Genomic DNA, 16634 nt, shown 5'->3' on the forward strand with positions numbered 1-16634 from the left:
GCATGAGGTGGGGCAAACAATGGTTTAATCGATTAGGTGTTCGTTTATTTCTATTGTTTGTTGGAAGCTCCATTATCCTCATGCTTGTATTGACCATGCTGTATTATCAGCGCTCTGCTGCGCAAGTTAATGACAAAGTAGGGGAAGTGGCCTTAAAGAGCATGTCGCAAGCAAGCGGACATGCGGAGCTGCTTCTGAAAGGCTATTCGATCTTGGCGAAATCGATTGTCAGCAGTCCAGAGATTCAAAGCTATGCTGCGCGTGAGCAAAAAGATATTCCTGCATTGCAAGCGATAAGAGAGCGTTCGATAACGAACGCATTAGGCGCTATTTTTTATTCATGGGATGACATCATTGGCATTTATGTGATAACGGATACAGGAAAAGTGTACAGCTATGGCAGCCGAAACGCGCAGGTCATTGACGTAGGTTATAAGGATTCGCTTTGGTACTATCAGATCAAGCATTCCAAAGGCGAGCCAATTTGGCTTGGCGTAAAGGAAAATTCAATCATTGATCAGATTGAGAAAAGATCCGTATTCGCCTTTGGCAGCCAGCTCGTGGATTTCACCAACCAGAAATCGATGGGAATCGTGCTGGTCGAGATGGAGCCTAAAGGGATGAATGACATCATGAAAAATTTAGAGCTGTCGAGCAATAGCGAATCCTTTCTTTTGAACAGCGAGAAAGCTATTTTAGCACATAATAAGCCGGATCATTTTGCAACCACGACTGCTCGAGCGATCGCGGATGCTCATGATAATAAACCCGTCCAGCTCATAGACAATGATCGGTATTTAATCGTTAATGGCATGCTGAACAGCTTGGATTTGCAGCTGCTAAGCCTAACGCCAAAATCGGATCTTGCCTTCGAGCTCAAGCAAACCAAGCAGTTTCTTCTAATGATTTTTATGCTGCTGATCTTCTTATCGATTATTTTGGCCTTGTTTGTATCAAGATCATTTTCCTTGCCGATCAGCCAAATGATTCGCCAAATGAAGCAGGTTGAACGCGGCGACTTTAATGGTATGATGGAAGTAAAGTCCTTCGAAGAAATCAGGGAGATGGCACAGCGGTTTAACCGAATGGTCGACCGGATTAATGGTTTGATCGCTCGTATTCGGGCAATTTCCGCAAGCGAGAAAAATGTGCAGCTTCAGGTGCTTCAAGCACAAGTGAATCCCCATTTTTTGTATAACACGTTGGACATGATTTATTGGATGCTGGAGGAGAAGGAAGAAGAAACCCTAAGCGAGGTTGTACTTTCCCTTTCCGAAATATTTAGATACAGCAGCAACTGGGAGCATTCATCAAGCGTGACACTGCTCGAAGAGCTTGAACAAATTAGAAACTATGCGCTTATTTGTCAAACCCGCATGAACCATAGATTAGAAATCAAAATAGAGATTGATCCCAAATGGCATGCGATAAAGCTTCCGAAGATGATTTTACAGCCCATTGTTGAGAACGCAATCGTACATGGACTGGACGAGAAGGATTCGGATGAGGCTGGGGTTGTTCTTATAACGGCCCACATTGATGCGGGTAATCTCTATATTCATATTAAGGATAATGGTGCGGGAATGGAGCCCGAAAAGCTCGCAGCGCTGTTAACCGCACTTCATACCAAATCGGAAAAGGAACGCACGTTTGAGAGGAAGGCGATAAGCAGTCTTGAAGAAGTTCCGAAGGGACAAGCAGAAGACTTAATCTCGACAGATATGCAGCGGGAATCCGATACAGGAATCGGGCTGTCTAACGTGCATCGACGGCTTTTGCTATGGTATGGGCCTGCATACGGCGTTCAAATCCATAGCACTTTCGGAGAAGGAACGCAGGTAACGATAGTCGTACCCGCTAATTTGGAGGAGGAGCGTGCATGAGAGTACTGATCGTTGATGACGAGAAACCGATATGTGACGGCGTGAAGCGAACGATTCTCTCCTCCTTTCCAGAGGCTTCGATCTTAGTAGCTGGAAATGGGAAAGATGCGCTGGACATCCTCTCCAAATCGCCGGTTGATATCGTTATATTAGACATCAAGATGCCGAAGATGAACGGATTAATGCTATTGGCGGCAGGCAAGGAATTGGATCAACGCATAAAATGGATCATTATTTCGGCCCATGCCGATTTCTATTATGCGCAAGAAGCGCTCAGGCAAGGAGCTTCCGACTATATTCTTAAGCCGATTGGCAAACAAAAGCTGGTAGCACTAATTACGCGGCTGCGCGCTGAAATGGAAACGGAGCAACAAAAAAGGTCCGCCAGTGAGCATTTGGAGCTTGAAGAAAAGGCATTAAAGGCAATTCCGACCGTTAATGATGCCGATAAAGCGTCAACCGGAATGATCGACACAGCCATTCAATACATTCATGAACATTTTCATGAGAATGTGTCGCTCGACAAAGTCGCGGCGGCCGTTTATTTGAATCCCACCTATTTCAGCTTACTGTTTAAACAGAAGGTTGGAGCGGGCTACAAAGAATACATTACACAGCTCCGAATGGAAAAAGCGAAAGCGTTGCTGCGGGATACCCATCTTAAAGTATCAGATATCGCGGTGCAGGTCGGTTTTAACGATATGCGCCATTTCACGCAAGTGTTCCGCAAATCATGCCAGGAAACGCCAACCGAATATCGAATGTCCGAATCTCAGAAAACGGACCGCACATCTTCATAAAACTTTCGCCGTCCTCTAAAAGGGCGGTTTTTTTGTTTAGCCGCAGTGGAGGTGTTCGTTGACGGAAAGAGGACTGACGATCAACGACCGCAAGTCCCCTTTTGCTGCTCCGCTATTCGCCGATCATTCTAAAATCAATGTTGGCAGGCGGCGGGAACATCACTTTGGCTTCCGCTATAAGAGCCTCGCTTAACGGCTCGTTTCTTGCCTTTGCCAGCTTCTTGGCCTTGTATTTGTACCAAAGCTCGATAACGAGCGTCTCTCCCTCTCGGATAACAGCAAACTCCTGAAGAAATAAGCGCTCCACAAACGCAAGCTCATCCAGCTCAAGAGCAGCGGCTCCGACAATAATTCGAATGCGGTCGCTGCTTGCGAAAGCATCCGGCAAGCTATGATAGACACGCCATGCCTCAGCGTATCGCTCCATTCCTATATGCAGGTTCAAATATTCTTCAGCAAGCGCTTGGTCAGGAAAGGAATGTGTAAGCTGGAACGCGCGCTCCCAATAGCTCAGCGCTTGTTCGCTCAACCCTTTTCGATTCATCGCTTCAGCGAGATTTCGGTATACCCAGACCGATGGCTGAAGGCGGAGGGAGGTTTCCCATGCGGCAATCGCATCCGCTTCCTTGCCATTCTCATACAGCATCACTCCCAAATGCATATAAGCGTTCCAAGATTGGTTGCGCGCGGATTGCAGGCTCGCTTCAAGAAGGTCAAGCCATTCCTCCTGCACCATCCAGGCGCTTGGAATTTCATGAACGCCGCGCTCTGGAAAACGGCCATCATTCAGCAGCGCCTGCCAGTCGCGGCTTGGGCTGTTCTCGGCTTGCTGCCTCACGGTGAAATGAAATCCTGGAGGAATTTGGCGGTTCTCCAGCTTTTCCCTGCGAAGCCTTTCCAGCTCGCCCCATTCGGAGCCGTGAAACAGCTTATGTTCAGGTTTTTTGCCAGCTAGCGTCCGAAGGGAGTGATGAATCGCCAGCATTTCTTCTTCATCGATATGCCGGTCGACGCATTGCTGAACATACGACTTTGCTTTATTCCAATCCTGCTGGTGCGTTAGCTCAGCCTCGATACAGGTCATGCCGATCGCTTGGGTAAAATCCCATTCCGAATGGGCGGGCATATCGAGTCCGTGCAGCTGGGTGGGCGCAAAGCCTCCTTGGATTTCGATATAATTGCCCTCGCCCGGATTTGCAAGGAAGTCGCACCACCGCCTTCCGCCAGCGTGATTGCCCCAGCAAAACATTTTGCGATAGCGCAGCCGCGAGGTCGAGCGTTCGTAGAACATTCTGCCGTCTTCGTAGGCAACGGCTTCCCACGGATATTCGTTGTTAGCCGGCGTTTGAAAAAAATACTCATTCGAGAACGGAAAGCTCAGCGGATACGATACATCTTTATCTGGAACGGTCGGCAGATGAGGGAGCTTGCCTAAGCCAAACCCTTTTATGCTGTGGTCAATATAGATGACTTCATCGGTTGCTGAGAAAACACGGGCTCCGGCGGTTTCCTCGACGGCAATATTGGTCCACCAATACATCGGTACGGCCCGGTTGTTGTCATTGACGATTCGTACATAAATAAGGAGCTTATCCGATCCGGCAGGCAGGTGGAAATCAATATGCCAGAACACATTTTTAGTCCGTTCATAATCGTAAATCCGCAGGAAATCGTCTCCCTTATGGTCTTTAAGAATGGCGGCATGCACGGGTGAGCACGTCGTAAACGTATGGCCGAGCTGGCCGATATTCCACTCGATGCCTCCAGAGAACCATGCATTCAAGATAGCTAAATTAGCGGGTTGAAAAACAGGATTCGTATATAAAATATCGCGATTCGATTTTTTATCGATCAACGCATACAATCTACCCCCATACTGGGGCAAAAATACCGCTTGCAGCTGATCATTTTCCAATATAATCGTTTCGATTAAAAGCTCATTCCGTTCTCTGGAATAACGGTCCTGCATCCGGTAAGGTAAAAACCGTTCTCCGGTTTCGTAACCAAGCTTCATGCGATGGCCCTCCGTGAGGGTGCCGTTATCCGCTACTTCTCTATGATGCTGGCTGTTTCGAAACATAGGCAGCGGATTTTCCCCTCCAACCGCTGCGCCTTCGAGTCGTAACGATGATTGATATACACGCAATTTATACATCCCCCCAGTATTCGTTGTCTGCGCTGTTGTTCATCAGTAACTGTACCTTGGGCGTGCGCAACAGGAAATGAACTATTTTGAACTAAACCTGTCTTATTTTGTTCCGAGCCGCTTACAAGGCGGCCAAACGGTTCGTTATAACGGAATTGTCCAACTTTTCTCGCTTCTGGCTAAATAAAAAAGGGGATTAGTCATTTATGATAAAGCTAACCAACACATTCGCGAGAGGGATTTATCGCAGTTTGTCGAATAGAAACGAGAGCATATCGATTTCCAAATGCTGTAATCGCAAGGCGGCTCTGAAAATATTGTTTAAGGAGTCAATATGCAAAAAAATCTACGCATGTCCACAATACTCCGGCTTTTTTTTATTTTAGTTGTTATCGTGCCGGTCATCTTGATCTGCGCGGTCATCTTGAACATCTATGAGCGGGATATTCTTCAGCAAAATACGGGGCGGTCTTTGCAAACCTCTCAGGCGGTTGCTTATTCCGTTAGTCAGGAAATCAATCGGATGGCGGGTTTGTTCGCTTCGATCGGGGTCGACCAGGATGTCATATTAACGGTGTTTGACGTCCATCACAAGGAAGGCATAGAGAAACAATTAGCCAGCAACAAGCTGAAAATACTGATCGAGAAGTACACGGCGTCCGTATCGGGACGCGTCCTTTCGGTCAACTTCTTTTTTGATAACGGCAAATCCTACTCCTATTTAAAAAACATGATGACTGACGAAGCGATGCTCCGCCAGCAAGAGTGGTACCACGATACCGCGAGCACGCCTAACATTGTAAGGTTTTTGGGCATGCAGCCCAATATGCTGTATGGCAATTATAATCCGTACATTATGGCGGCTGCCCTTTCTCCCAGCGATCCTAACCCTTTTTCGAAGCTAGAGATGATCTTGTTTACGTTTGAAAGCGGCGCTTTTGACCGTATTTTGCAATCCCGCGACAATTCGGAATCCGTTCTGCACATTGTAAGCGAAAAAGGCGAAATTATCGCCTCCAATACGATCGTGGATAGAGGCAGCATCATTTCGGATAATTGGAAAGCAAAAATCGGCCAAGACGAGAAGGGCTCTTTCGTCGATGATACGGAGGACAACCGCAAATTAATTACGTATGCCAGGGTCGATAATTCAAATTGGTATATCGTACAGATGCTTCCGTACAAGGATTTGCTCGAAAATTACAGAAGCGTCAATTCGTTTGTATGGTTTCTGGCGATTTTGATCATCGTGGCGTTTGTGCTCGTTTCCTTCTATCTCGTATCAAATGTCACGGAGCCGATTAGTGCGCTGCTCCGCCAAATGGTCCGCGTTACCGGCGGCGATCTCAATGCGAGATACACCGGTTCAGGCAGCTTGGAGATGGTGCGGCTGGGCCATTCCTTTAATCTAATGACGGAACAGGTTAAGGAGCTGATTGACCAGCACGAACAGCAGGAGATCGAGAAGCGCAAAGCCGAATTTGCCGCCCTGCAGTCTCAAATCAATCCTCATTTTCTAATCAATACGTTAAATTCGATCAAGTATATGGCTTTAATCAGCAAGGCGGATAATATCCGCAACATGACGCATGCGTTAACGCGCTTATTGGCGTCTTCCTTTAATCGCGGCGGCCTGCTTACGACGATAGAGGAGGAAGTTGACCACTTAAAGCATTATTTATACATTATGGAAATTCGATTCGGCAAATCGATCCAGACCGAGTGGGATATCGATGACGGAATAGCCCGCCATTACTTGCTCAAGCTGCTGCTGCAGCCCATTTTGGAGAATAGCATCATTCATGGCTTGAAGGAATTGGATTACCCTGGAACGATCGATGTATCCATCAAAGCGAAAGAAAGTGATCTGATCATTACAATCGCAGATAATGGAGCAGGCATGCCGGAGGAGCTAATGACTCGGGCGCAGGATAAAGAGCCCAGCTATGCTTTTAGCGGAATGGGCAACAAAAACGTGCATAGAAGAATTCAGCTGCACTATGGGGATCGGTACGGTTTGCAGTATGAACCGAATTATCCGCATGGCACGAAGGTGATCATAAGGCTGCCCTTGATTAATGAGCCGGATGAGGAAATGGCCGACATCAATTTAAGGAAATAAGCTGGCTTTGTTCCGGGCAATGCGTGGAATATGAGCCATAAAAGATCATGTCAGAACCAAAAACGTCATATCGCCGCATCTCCTTACCGTGTAAGATGGGATTTATAACGCTGAAAGCGCCAACAATACTTAGCCAATTCCAAGCATCCTAGGGAGATAAATGAATGAGATTGAGAAAAGGAGTAGGTTCCGCTTTAGTGATTAGCCTAATCTTTATAAGCTTGCTTGCGGGTTACATCGGCTACAACAAGATCGAAATAAATAATAAGTTTAATTCATTTGGAACAAATGATTCACAATCAAACATAACATCCAATAAAAATCAGCCTGTCAAAATTAAACTCGGCATTTGGGAATCGAAGACGGATATTGCGTTTTGGACCGAAAAAGTGAAGGAGTATACAGCTATTAAACCCAATGTAACGGTCGAAGTGGAGACGATTCCGGATAACAGCGGACAATACTTGAAGGTGCGCCTCGCGGCCAATGATTTGCCGGATCTTTTTTACTTAAAGCCGGGCCATCTTACGATCTATAAGGATTCGCTGCTGTCCCTTGATGAATTGCAGGCAACGGGGAGAAACAGGTACCCAGCCGTGCTCGACGGCCATATCCTTGGTTTGCCGCTTGTGTCCTTCTCGGAATACGTCTATTACCACCCTAGCATTTTTCAAGAGGTAGGCGTAGAGGTGCCGCAGACCTATGACGAGTTTATGAATGTGCTTGAGAAAATCAAATCCCATGGCAAATATATACCGATTGCGATCGGCGGGAAGGACGATTGGACCTTTTATCCGTTTATCGAATTTGGCCCGCCTGTACTCACGGAGGATGAGCATTATCTGGCTAACCTCGCGAATATTAAAAGGCCGTTCGGAGCAGGCTCAGCCTTCGAGAAAGCGGCGAATATGCTGAAGACCATATCCGAAAACAAGCTTGCAGGAGACGACGCGCTTGCGATCGGATTCGATCAGGCGACACAATTGTTTCAATCGGACAAAGCAGCGATGATCGCACTTGGGCAATGGTATTATTCCGATCATATGTCGAAGGTGAATACGGATGAGGATATTGATGCATTCGCTTTGCCTTGGAGAGCGACGACCAAAGAGAAGCTGCAAGCTGTCACCATGCCCGACCAATATATGGCGATAAACAAAAACTCCAAAAACACGGAAGAAACGATAGCTTTTCTGGAATGGATGTTCAGTCCCGAAGTCTACCAGCAATATATTAACAACTCGCAAAATTCTTCCACCTTAAATGACGTAACGGCTAATCTGCCCTTCTTCAACAAGGTGAATAACCGGCATCCCTTTAATCCGTTTATGTACCAAGGACTGGATGAGCAATTCGTGAAAATAAAAAACGCTGCCCAGTATGACGAGAAAAAGATGGCGCAGCAAATTTTTGCAGGCGCATCCGTGGCTGATATTGTAAGTGAAATGAATGAAAATTGGAGCAAGGCGGTTGAATACGTCGAGAGCAACAATATCCATTTTCCATTGTATTTTGACAAGTGATATCAAAAGGGGGAAATAGAATGGCGAAATACCAAGCCTTCATCATTGATGACGAACCTTTGGCTAGACTTGCACTACGGGAATACATTTCATTAACTTCAACGGATATTGAAATCGCAGGAGAGGCCGGGGACGGTGAAGAGGCGTTATCGCTGCTTCGGGAACGCCAGGACATCGATATCGTATTAGCCGATATTCAGATGCCGAGGATGAACGGTGTGGAGCTGCTTAAAGCGATTCGTGATGCTTCGTTTGCCAGGGAGCCGCTTGTCATCATGCTGAGCGCGTATGGCGATTACGGGTATGTGAGAGATTCATTCGTGCTGGGCGCCTTCGATTACATGCTCAAAGCAAAATTGGACGAGGCTTATATCGCGCCTGTTCTGCACAAGACGATAGCGGAATTAAATAGGCGGCAAAAAACAGCGGTTGCCCTAGCCCCCGTTCAGGATGAAGAAGAAAGGGTATGCTCGATCCTGCACCGGCTTTCCTTGTCGACTGCCGCGAATCTGCCGGATTACGAGCAAGATGAACAATTGAAGCAGGACTTGGAATTTGTAAAAAACCATTTGGGCGAGAAAAATCAAGAGGTGGCGCTTATTCGATTGTCGGAGGTCATCCCCTTCGAGCATATCCATCGCATGGTCTTGCAGACGATACGTACCGTTACAAATACAGACCGGAATGAAGGGATATGCCGCGTTTGCCGCCATGATGACCGCCATTACACCTTATTTTTCACATTTCCTGAGCAGTGCAGCACGTTAGCCATTCGCAGCCTGACCCATAGCGTATTAACCGATGTGAAAATCAGGCTGCGCCAGTTTTTGAATCTTAATCTATCCATTGGGATCAGCGATGTGGCAAGCGGCGTGATGCAGTGGAACCGATTGTTCAGGCAGGCGGAGCGCTTGTCCATTCTAAGCTACTATCATGGTTATGACCGTTTGTTGTATCCAGAAGCGGAGCGGCCTTTTCGAATAGAGGCGGATGATTGGAAGGAAGAGTGGATGTCATTTAAGTCGGAGCTGCTGCAAACGTTAAAGGAGGCTGACCAAGCGCTCTGGAAGCAGCGGCTGCAGGAGGGCTTCGAGCGGCTGGGGCAGCGGTTCCCCTCATCACCCGACGACATCAAGTCGACGCTTAGCGACCTGATCTGGGAAGTGGGATCGCTGATGCACCAGAATGGCGTATCTTGGGAGAAGTTTCATGAGCAGTTTCCTCATCCGATGGAGCATGTACGCCATTTGGAGACGTGGGACGAGACCATTCAGTGGGTGGAGCTGTTCGTTACGAAGCTTCATGACAAATTGCATCCCAAAGTACAATGCGCAGCTGCTTGGCTCAGCCCGGTTGTCGCCAAAGCAAAGGCGATTCTGGAAAATCATTTTGACGAGGATATTCATCTATCCAATATTAGCGAAATGGTCGGCGTCAGCGAGAGCTATTTAAGCAAGCAATTCGCCAAAGAAACCGGCATTAACTTCATTTCTTATTTGACGAATTTGAGGATAGAGAAAGCGAAGGAAGGGTTAGAAAACGGCTTGAAAATATACGATGTCGCGGAGAAGGTAGGGTACGTCAACCCAGAGCATTTTAGCCGGATTTTCAAAAAAGTAACGGGACTTAGCCCGGTCGCCTACCGGAAGGAGAAAGACAAACGTTCTTTCGTATCCTCCTATATCTAGCAGCCTATAAGAACCTTCTAATCACTTCATCGTGGTTAGGGAGGTTCTTTTTTCGTTTTCAGGCAAAATTAGCGTTCAATGCAAAAATAATCAACTTTACTACAAAATAGATCATTTGTATCCGTTTCCACGGTTTGTATGATAGAGGGGTCAATAAAACCAAGGGGAGGGATACATTTTGTATCGCAAAATACTGCTGAACACGTTGATCTGTACGATTTGTACCATGCTGATGATGACGGTGGCCAGCGCGGAGAAAGCATCGGATTTTGGGATGAGCTCATCGGCTAAGGAATCTGCGAACGCACAATTCACCATCAAGCTTAGCGGAGATAACATGAAGGATTTGTACGCGTATGAAGTGAAATTCAAGTTTGATCCCGAACAATTGGAGATCGTAAAAGCAGAATCAAGCTTCAAAGGATTTTCCGTGTCTCCCATTGTCAAAAACGATGAAATTACGTTTGCCCACACGAAGATCGGAAATGTGAAGGGCGAAGCCGGGAACATCGATATAAGCACCATTACCTTCAAAGCGAAAAAGCCGGGAACCGCTAAGGTGAATTGGACATCGATGAAAATCATTGACCGAGATCTCAAGGATCAAGCTTTTACGCTGACGGAATCTGTCGATTTCACAAAGCTGTTCAGCGATATCGTTGGGCACTGGGCAAAAGACGATATTATGCAAATGGTCAATAAAAGCATCGTCGAAGGCATCGATAACGAGCGGTTTGCTCCGAACAGCAACGTGACTAGGGCGCAGTTCGCGGCGTTGATCGCAAGGGCATTAGAACTGAAGAAGGGCAGCGGAAAGAACCCGTTTGCAGATGTGAAAGCAGGCTCTTGGTATGAGGATACGGTCAAAAGCGCTTATGCCGCAGGCATTATCAATGGGGTAACAAGCGTGGCCTTTGCGCCTGACAAAAGCATTACGCGGGAGGAAATGAGCGTCATGCTGATGCGAGCCAAAGCTTATGCTGCGGGGGTTAAGGTAGACAGCCTTAAAGCAGGCAGCTTAAAAGGGTTCAAAGACGAAGGGGAAATTAGCGAATGGGCTAAAAAATCGGTCGGCTTTGCCACGGCTTCTGGCTTGTTGAAAGGAAGAACGGCAAGCTCCTTCGCGCCTAAAAAGCTCACTACAAGAGCAGAGTCTGCGGTTGTCATTAAACGGTTGCTGTCAGGCGTTTGATGATACATTTTGTATCGCGACTTCTTTGATTTTTTGGAGGGGGGATGCAAAAAAAGAGATATAGAGAGGGTCAGGGTCCATTTGTTTTTAATTTAGCAAAGAGAGGATGATCGCAGTGAAAAGAAGCAACAAGCCGTTTAGCTTTCTTTTGGCCATGTTACTGGGCGTGCAGCTTTGCATGCCGTCAGCCGCTGTATTTGCAGCTGAGACCAGTGATGCCTACATTAAGGATTACAATGACGGCATGATTACCGGTTGGACCGCAGGCAAAGGAACGACAACGTTTACCGCGGATAACGGAGCAGTCAAAGCCGTTACGCAGGGGGCGGTGATCGTATACGACAAGGATTCACCGCAATACGCGGATGGCGAGTATGAAGTCAAGCTGAAGTTTAATGAGGCGCCGACGCGGTTTGGGCTGGTCTACCGTTATGTCGATAGCAGCAATTATAATGTCATCCAATACGATACGAGCAGCTGGGGCTGGGATGCCGTGAAGGCCGGCGTAGAAACCTACGGCAATATCGCTTCCACCAGTCCATCGTTTGCAGCCGGGCAGCAATATACGTTCAAGCTGCGTTATGTGAAAGACAGCGTGGAATTGTTTGTTGACGGCACTAGCGTTCTAAGCACAAGCTTGCCGAGCGTGCCGACTGGTGCCGGCAAGATCGGACTGCGCAGCTGGTTCGCCAATAAGACGATAACCATTGATGATTTGAAGGTGACGGAAGCGAAGGTAACGACTCCTGACCCTAAGCCGATTACGGTCATTGATACGCTCGCATCCGAGCAGATGACCGTCCAAATCGACAAGGAATTTCCGCGGGTGAAATCTTACGTTTGGAACAGCAGCAATGCGGAAATGAAAGGCCAGATAAACGGGTTTAATGAGATCAAAATCAATAACAAGTCCTATTTCCCTACAGCCGCCGCCTATGCGAAGAGTGCAGCAGCAGGCTCGAAAGGAGAAACGGCCGTATACGCGCTTCAAATTCCAGAGATTAACGTGGACTTGAAGGTGGCGATGGAGCTATCGCATAACGTGCTTAACTTTAACGTGGTTAGCTTGGAGGAGAAGGGCACGGTAAAGGTTAAAACGATCGAATGGCCAAATCACGATCTCGTTTCGGTTCTCGGAACACAAGCCAAGGCGCAGGAAACGGCTGCTTGGGTAACGGGCGGCTGGAATGAAATTAATGAGGAATACAAAGACCTTAAAGCAGGGGCAACCGATGTTAGCGGCGGACGCACCTATGCTTTCCTCAACACGGATCAATTAGCGGCAACAATGATCACGAACGTCGTGAACGATAACGATAAGGTTCGCGTGAAGGTGGCAACGGATGCGCAGCTTGGGACGAAGAAAGCAGCCATCTCGGGCGGTGCTTGGGTATACCGCGGCAGCGATGTGCTGGAACCCGAGCCATTGCCATGGGCGAAAGTGATTCTGACACCGGATGCGAACGATGACGGCCTGGTCGACTGGCAGGATGGCGCAATCGCTAACCGCGAGCATGCAGAGGTGCCGTTTGGCAGCGAGAAGATCCGCGACAATCTCTCCTATGTCAGCATGAACATTGGCTCGACGACATCCACCCCTTTCCTCCGCGCATTCGATAACGCGAAGAAAATATCGAATTTGACGGATGGATTCGGGCAGATCATTTTGTTCAAAGGGTATCAAGCCGAAGGGCATGATGATTCGCATCCGGATTACGGCGGCCATATCGGTATTCGCCAAGGCGGTATCGACGATTTCAATTACGTGCTTAGCGAGGGCAAAAAATACAATATTCTCGGCGGCGTTCATATCAATGCCACGGAATATATGCTCGATGCTTACGAAACGAAGATGGAAAATATGACGCAGCCGCTCAGCAAAGGCTGGGGCTGGCTCGATCAGGCTTACTACGTAAACAAAACAAAGGATGTGGAATCCGGCGAGTTGAAGCGTCGCCTTGATATGCTCAAGAGCGACACCGGTGACAATCTATCCTTTGTATATGTAGATGTCTATTCCGGCGCGGATTACAATGCGAAGAAGCTTTCCGATTATATTAACGGCAACGGCTGGATGCTCGGAACGGAATTTGCCGGCCCGCTATTCCAGCAAGCCGCGTGGGTACACTGGGGAACGGATCCCGGTTATCCGAATCAAGGCAACAGCAGCCAAATTATCCGTTTCATGCGCAATCACGTGCTGGATGGATTTTTAACGACGCCGCTGCTTAAGGGGAACAAACAGGTTGGCGTAGGCTACTGGCAAAGCAATTCTGCATTTAACAGCTATAAGGATACGACAGCGGCATTTTTCAACCACAATTTGCCGACCAAATATATGCAGTATTTCCCGATTACAAAAATGACTGAAAACCGCGTTGAGTTTGAAAACAATGTGGTCGTAGAGCGCCGTCAAGACGCAAAAATCCATTTGAGCAAGGACGGCAATGACATAGCGATCATGACAGACAGCAGCAGCATCAGCAACAGCACGGTATTCATTCCTTGGAGCCCGGAATCGGAAGAGAAAATCTATCACTGGAATCCGGCTGGCGGGGCTACGACTTGGAAAGTGCCGGCTTCATGGAGCAATGTGCAGACGGCTCAGCTATATAAGCTGACGGACCTTGGACATGAGCCGGCGGGCAGCGTACAAGTGACAAACGGCGAGGTGACGCTAACGGCAGAGAAGGGCATCGGTTATGTCCTCTACAAAACGGCGGCTCAGGCAAATAAGGATATGCTGTGGGGCGATGGCGGCTTGGTGAAGGACCCGAGCTTCGACAGCCAAAGCTTCAATAGCTGGAGCAAATCGTCGACGGCAGCAAATACCGATCATATCCAAATTGTTAAAAACAACAATGCGGAGGATCAGCTCCAGGTAAGCGGGCCGGAGGACGCAACGATCGAGCAGACGATCACTGGACTTGAGGCAGGCAAAACGTATAGCGCTTCCGTATGGGTGAAGGAAGACGGCAAACGCAAGATGCAAATCGGCGTGAAGCAAGGAGACTCCGAGGCAGTCAATTATTTGGAGGACACCGAGCACGGCTATTTGTCGCAGCAGCATAAATATTCGGGCGCCAAATTCCAACGCATTAAAGTATCGTTTGATGCGGTGAGCAGCACGGCAACTTTGTCGTTGAAGGTGGAGAAAGGCAGCGGCAACGTAGTGCTTGACGACGTGAGAATATGGGAAAATCCAACTAAAACAGATGCAGGCGCTTCCATTCTGTACGAGGATTTCGAGAATGTTGATGAGGGCTGGGGACCATTCGTTTATTCGAAAACAGGCCCAGTTCGTACCCATCTGGTCGAAAAGGGCGGCAGCCATATTCAGAGCTATGTGCTGGATGGCAAATGGTCGCTCAAAACGAATGAAGAAGGAACGGGAGAATGGCTGCGGACGCTGCCGCACACGCTCCGGATGAAGCAGGACAATATGTATCATTTGACGTTGGACTACAATTCCGACGAGCTGGATATGTACACCGTAGCTGTACGCGTTAATGAGAACGGTGTCGTGCGTGATCTCGTTACCCAAAATCTAGCGGAAGGGAAAAACAAGCTTGATCTTACGTTTGCTACGGAAGGCGCACAAAACGCATATTTAGCCATTATAAAAAACAAAACAAATAACCAAAAGGAATTAACGGGAACACTCGTCGTCGATAATATTCGCGTTGACGATGAAGGACCTATCGTACCTGTTGAAGGCGTACTCGTTACGAGTGTGACGCTTAACAAGCAAGAAATGGAATTGAATAAAGGTGAATCCGCACAAATGGTTGCGCAAGTAAAACCAGCTATCGCTTTTAATAGAACGCTGCAATGGAGCTCAAGCGATGCGGAAATCGTCTCCGTGGATCAAGCGGGCAAAGTGACCGCTCATGGCATCGGTTCGGCTACCATTACGGCAGCCTCTACCGATGGAAGCCAAATAAGCGCAGCTGTAATGATCCATGTCTATGAAGCGAATACGCTCATTCCGCAATCGCAAATGACAGCTAGCGCATCCAGCTTCCAGCCGGGCGACGATCCGCAGAACGCGCTTGATGGCGACATCTCGACTTTATGGCATACAAAGTGGAGCCCGCCTCACCTGCCAGAATCCATTACGCTGGATCTTGGCGGAAGCTACACGATCAATCAATTTAATTACACGCCAAGAACGGGTGCGGTAAACGGCATCATTACCCGTTATAACCTGTCGGTAAGTACGGATGGCGTCAACTTCACGCAAGTTGCAAGCGGTGCTTGGACTCGTGATGAGAAGGTGAAATCCGTCAGGTTCGCGGAGACAGCAGCAACGCATGTGAAGCTGGAGGCGACAGAGGGCGTAGGCAATTTTGCCTCGGCAGCGGAGCTTCATGTGTTTAAGGTGCAGGACCCATCCGAAGTCATCGGAGCTACCGGCGTTCAGTTAGACAAGTCGGCGGTTACGCTCAAGGAAGGTGAAACGACGGAGCTTACGGCAACGGTATTGCCAGAGAATGCAACGAATAAAAAGGTAAGCTGGTCTACTAGCGACGATACGGTTGCCACGGTGGCTGCGCAAGATGGCAAAGTTGTCGTGACAGCGCTGAAGGCGGGTACAGCTGATATTGCCGTAACGACGGTAGACGGGAAATTCACGGCAACAAGCAAGGTTACGGTGCAAAAAGCGGAGGTAGAGCTGAAGCCGTCAACGATTCTGACGGGGCCGGCAAGCGTTCCGACAAAAACGGAATTTGCCGTGAAGCTTGGGCTTCGCAGCTTGGAACAAACGATTTTTGCGCAGGATATTAAGCTTCAATACGACGCCGGCGCGATGGAGTACGTAGGCGCAAAATCGTTAATTACAGGTGTGAGCATCGTCGGTGACCAGCATGCAACGCCAGGCGTGCTTCGCTTCCTCGTTGCTAGTGAGGGAGCCGCGAATGCGGTCACTGGAAATGCGGATGTGCTGGAGCTCACTTTCCGCTCCAAGGATTCGGCTGGGAAAGTGATCGGTATCATTTCCGTAACTAGCGCTGACATTTCCGACGGCAATGTGGAATGGACGGCTGCCCCTTCGACGATTAGCATCGAGATTGCCGATAAGGGCATTAGCGGCGATGTTACCGGTGACGGCAAAGTAAGTATCGGCGATTTGGCGGTCATTGCAGCCCACTACGGTAAAACAACGTCCAGCACGGATTGGCAGCAAGCGAAAAAAGCGGATATTAACGGAGACGGCGTTATTGATCTGCAAGACCTTGTTATCGTCGCTAGAAAAATCGTAGAGTAAATTAATTCAAC

The 16634-nt window shown here is 48.2% G+C and carries 8 protein-coding genes; 7 read left to right on the plus strand and 1 reads right to left on the minus strand.

The annotated features are described in order from the left end of the window. The first annotated feature begins 2 nt into the window (after positions 1-2). Both ADU23_RS18760 and ADU23_RS18765 read left to right on the plus strand, forming a co-directional pair. The gene (locus ADU23_RS18760; protein ID WP_053375125.1) at positions 3-1883 is read left to right on the plus strand and encodes a sensor histidine kinase; all 1881 of its coding nucleotides are present in this window, start codon (positions 3-5) and stop codon (positions 1881-1883) included. Beyond that, complete coding sequence (locus tag ADU23_RS18765) at positions 1880-2683, plus strand: response regulator transcription factor (protein WP_053375126.1); 804 nt, start codon at positions 1880-1882, stop codon at positions 2681-2683. The genes ADU23_RS18760 and ADU23_RS18765 overlap by 4 nt, the downstream gene beginning before the upstream one ends. Positions 2684-2795: 112 nt before the next feature. Here ADU23_RS18765 and ADU23_RS18770 read toward each other — a convergent pair whose 3' ends face one another. Next, positions 2796-4829 (minus strand): DUF5107 domain-containing protein, encoded by a 2034-nt coding sequence (locus tag ADU23_RS18770; protein WP_053375127.1) that lies wholly within the window; start codon positions 4827-4829, stop codon positions 2796-2798. A 334-nt stretch (positions 4830-5163) separates the two neighbouring features. On the opposite strand from ADU23_RS18770, the gene ADU23_RS18775 reads away from it, so the two are divergent. The 5 genes from ADU23_RS18775 to ADU23_RS18795 all read left to right on the plus strand — a co-directional run bounded on the left by ADU23_RS18775 (position 5164) and on the right by ADU23_RS18795 (position 16623). Then, on the plus strand, positions 5164-6951 hold the full coding sequence (locus ADU23_RS18775) for a sensor histidine kinase (RefSeq protein ID WP_053375128.1): 1788 nt from the start codon (positions 5164-5166) through the stop codon (positions 6949-6951). 164 nt (positions 6952-7115) lie between these two features. After that, the gene (locus tag ADU23_RS18780) at positions 7116-8474 is read left to right on the plus strand and encodes an ABC transporter substrate-binding protein (RefSeq protein WP_053375129.1); all 1359 of its coding nucleotides are present in this window, start codon (positions 7116-7118) and stop codon (positions 8472-8474) included. A 20-nt stretch (positions 8475-8494) separates the two neighbouring features. Next, entirely contained in the window at positions 8495-10162 is a 1668-nt protein-coding gene (locus ADU23_RS18785) for a helix-turn-helix domain-containing protein (protein WP_053375130.1), read from the plus strand. Between the two features lie 178 nt (positions 10163-10340). Next, entirely contained in the window at positions 10341-11354 is a 1014-nt protein-coding gene (locus tag ADU23_RS18790; RefSeq protein ID WP_053375131.1) for an S-layer homology domain-containing protein, read from the plus strand. A gap of 115 nt (positions 11355-11469) precedes the next feature. Continuing rightward, entirely contained in the window at positions 11470-16623 is a 5154-nt protein-coding gene (locus tag ADU23_RS18795; protein ID WP_053375132.1) for an endo-alpha-N-acetylgalactosaminidase family protein, read from the plus strand. The last annotated feature ends 11 nt before the right edge of the window (positions 16624-16634 follow it).

It is taken from the genome of Paenibacillus sp. FJAT-27812, assembly GCF_001273905.1.
GTDB lineage: Bacteria > Bacillota > Bacilli > Paenibacillales > Paenibacillaceae > Pristimantibacillus.

What these genes read in the sequence shown, in the direction of transcription:
- ADU23_RS18775 (WP_053375128.1), top strand. Translation starts at nt 5,164, where the DNA reads ATGCAAAAAAATCTACGCATGTCCACAATACTCCGGCTTTTTTTTATT.
- ADU23_RS18780 (WP_053375129.1), top strand. Translation starts at nt 7,116, where the DNA reads ATGAGATTGAGAAAAGGAGTAGGTTCCGCTTTAGTGATTAGCCTAATC.
- ADU23_RS18760 (WP_053375125.1), top strand. Translation starts at nt 3, where the DNA reads ATGAGGTGGGGCAAACAATGGTTTAATCGATTAGGTGTTCGTTTATTT.
- ADU23_RS18785 (WP_053375130.1), top strand. Translation starts at nt 8,495, where the DNA reads ATGGCGAAATACCAAGCCTTCATCATTGATGACGAACCTTTGGCTAGA.
- ADU23_RS18765 (WP_053375126.1), top strand. Translation starts at nt 1,880, where the DNA reads ATGAGAGTACTGATCGTTGATGACGAGAAACCGATATGTGACGGCGTG.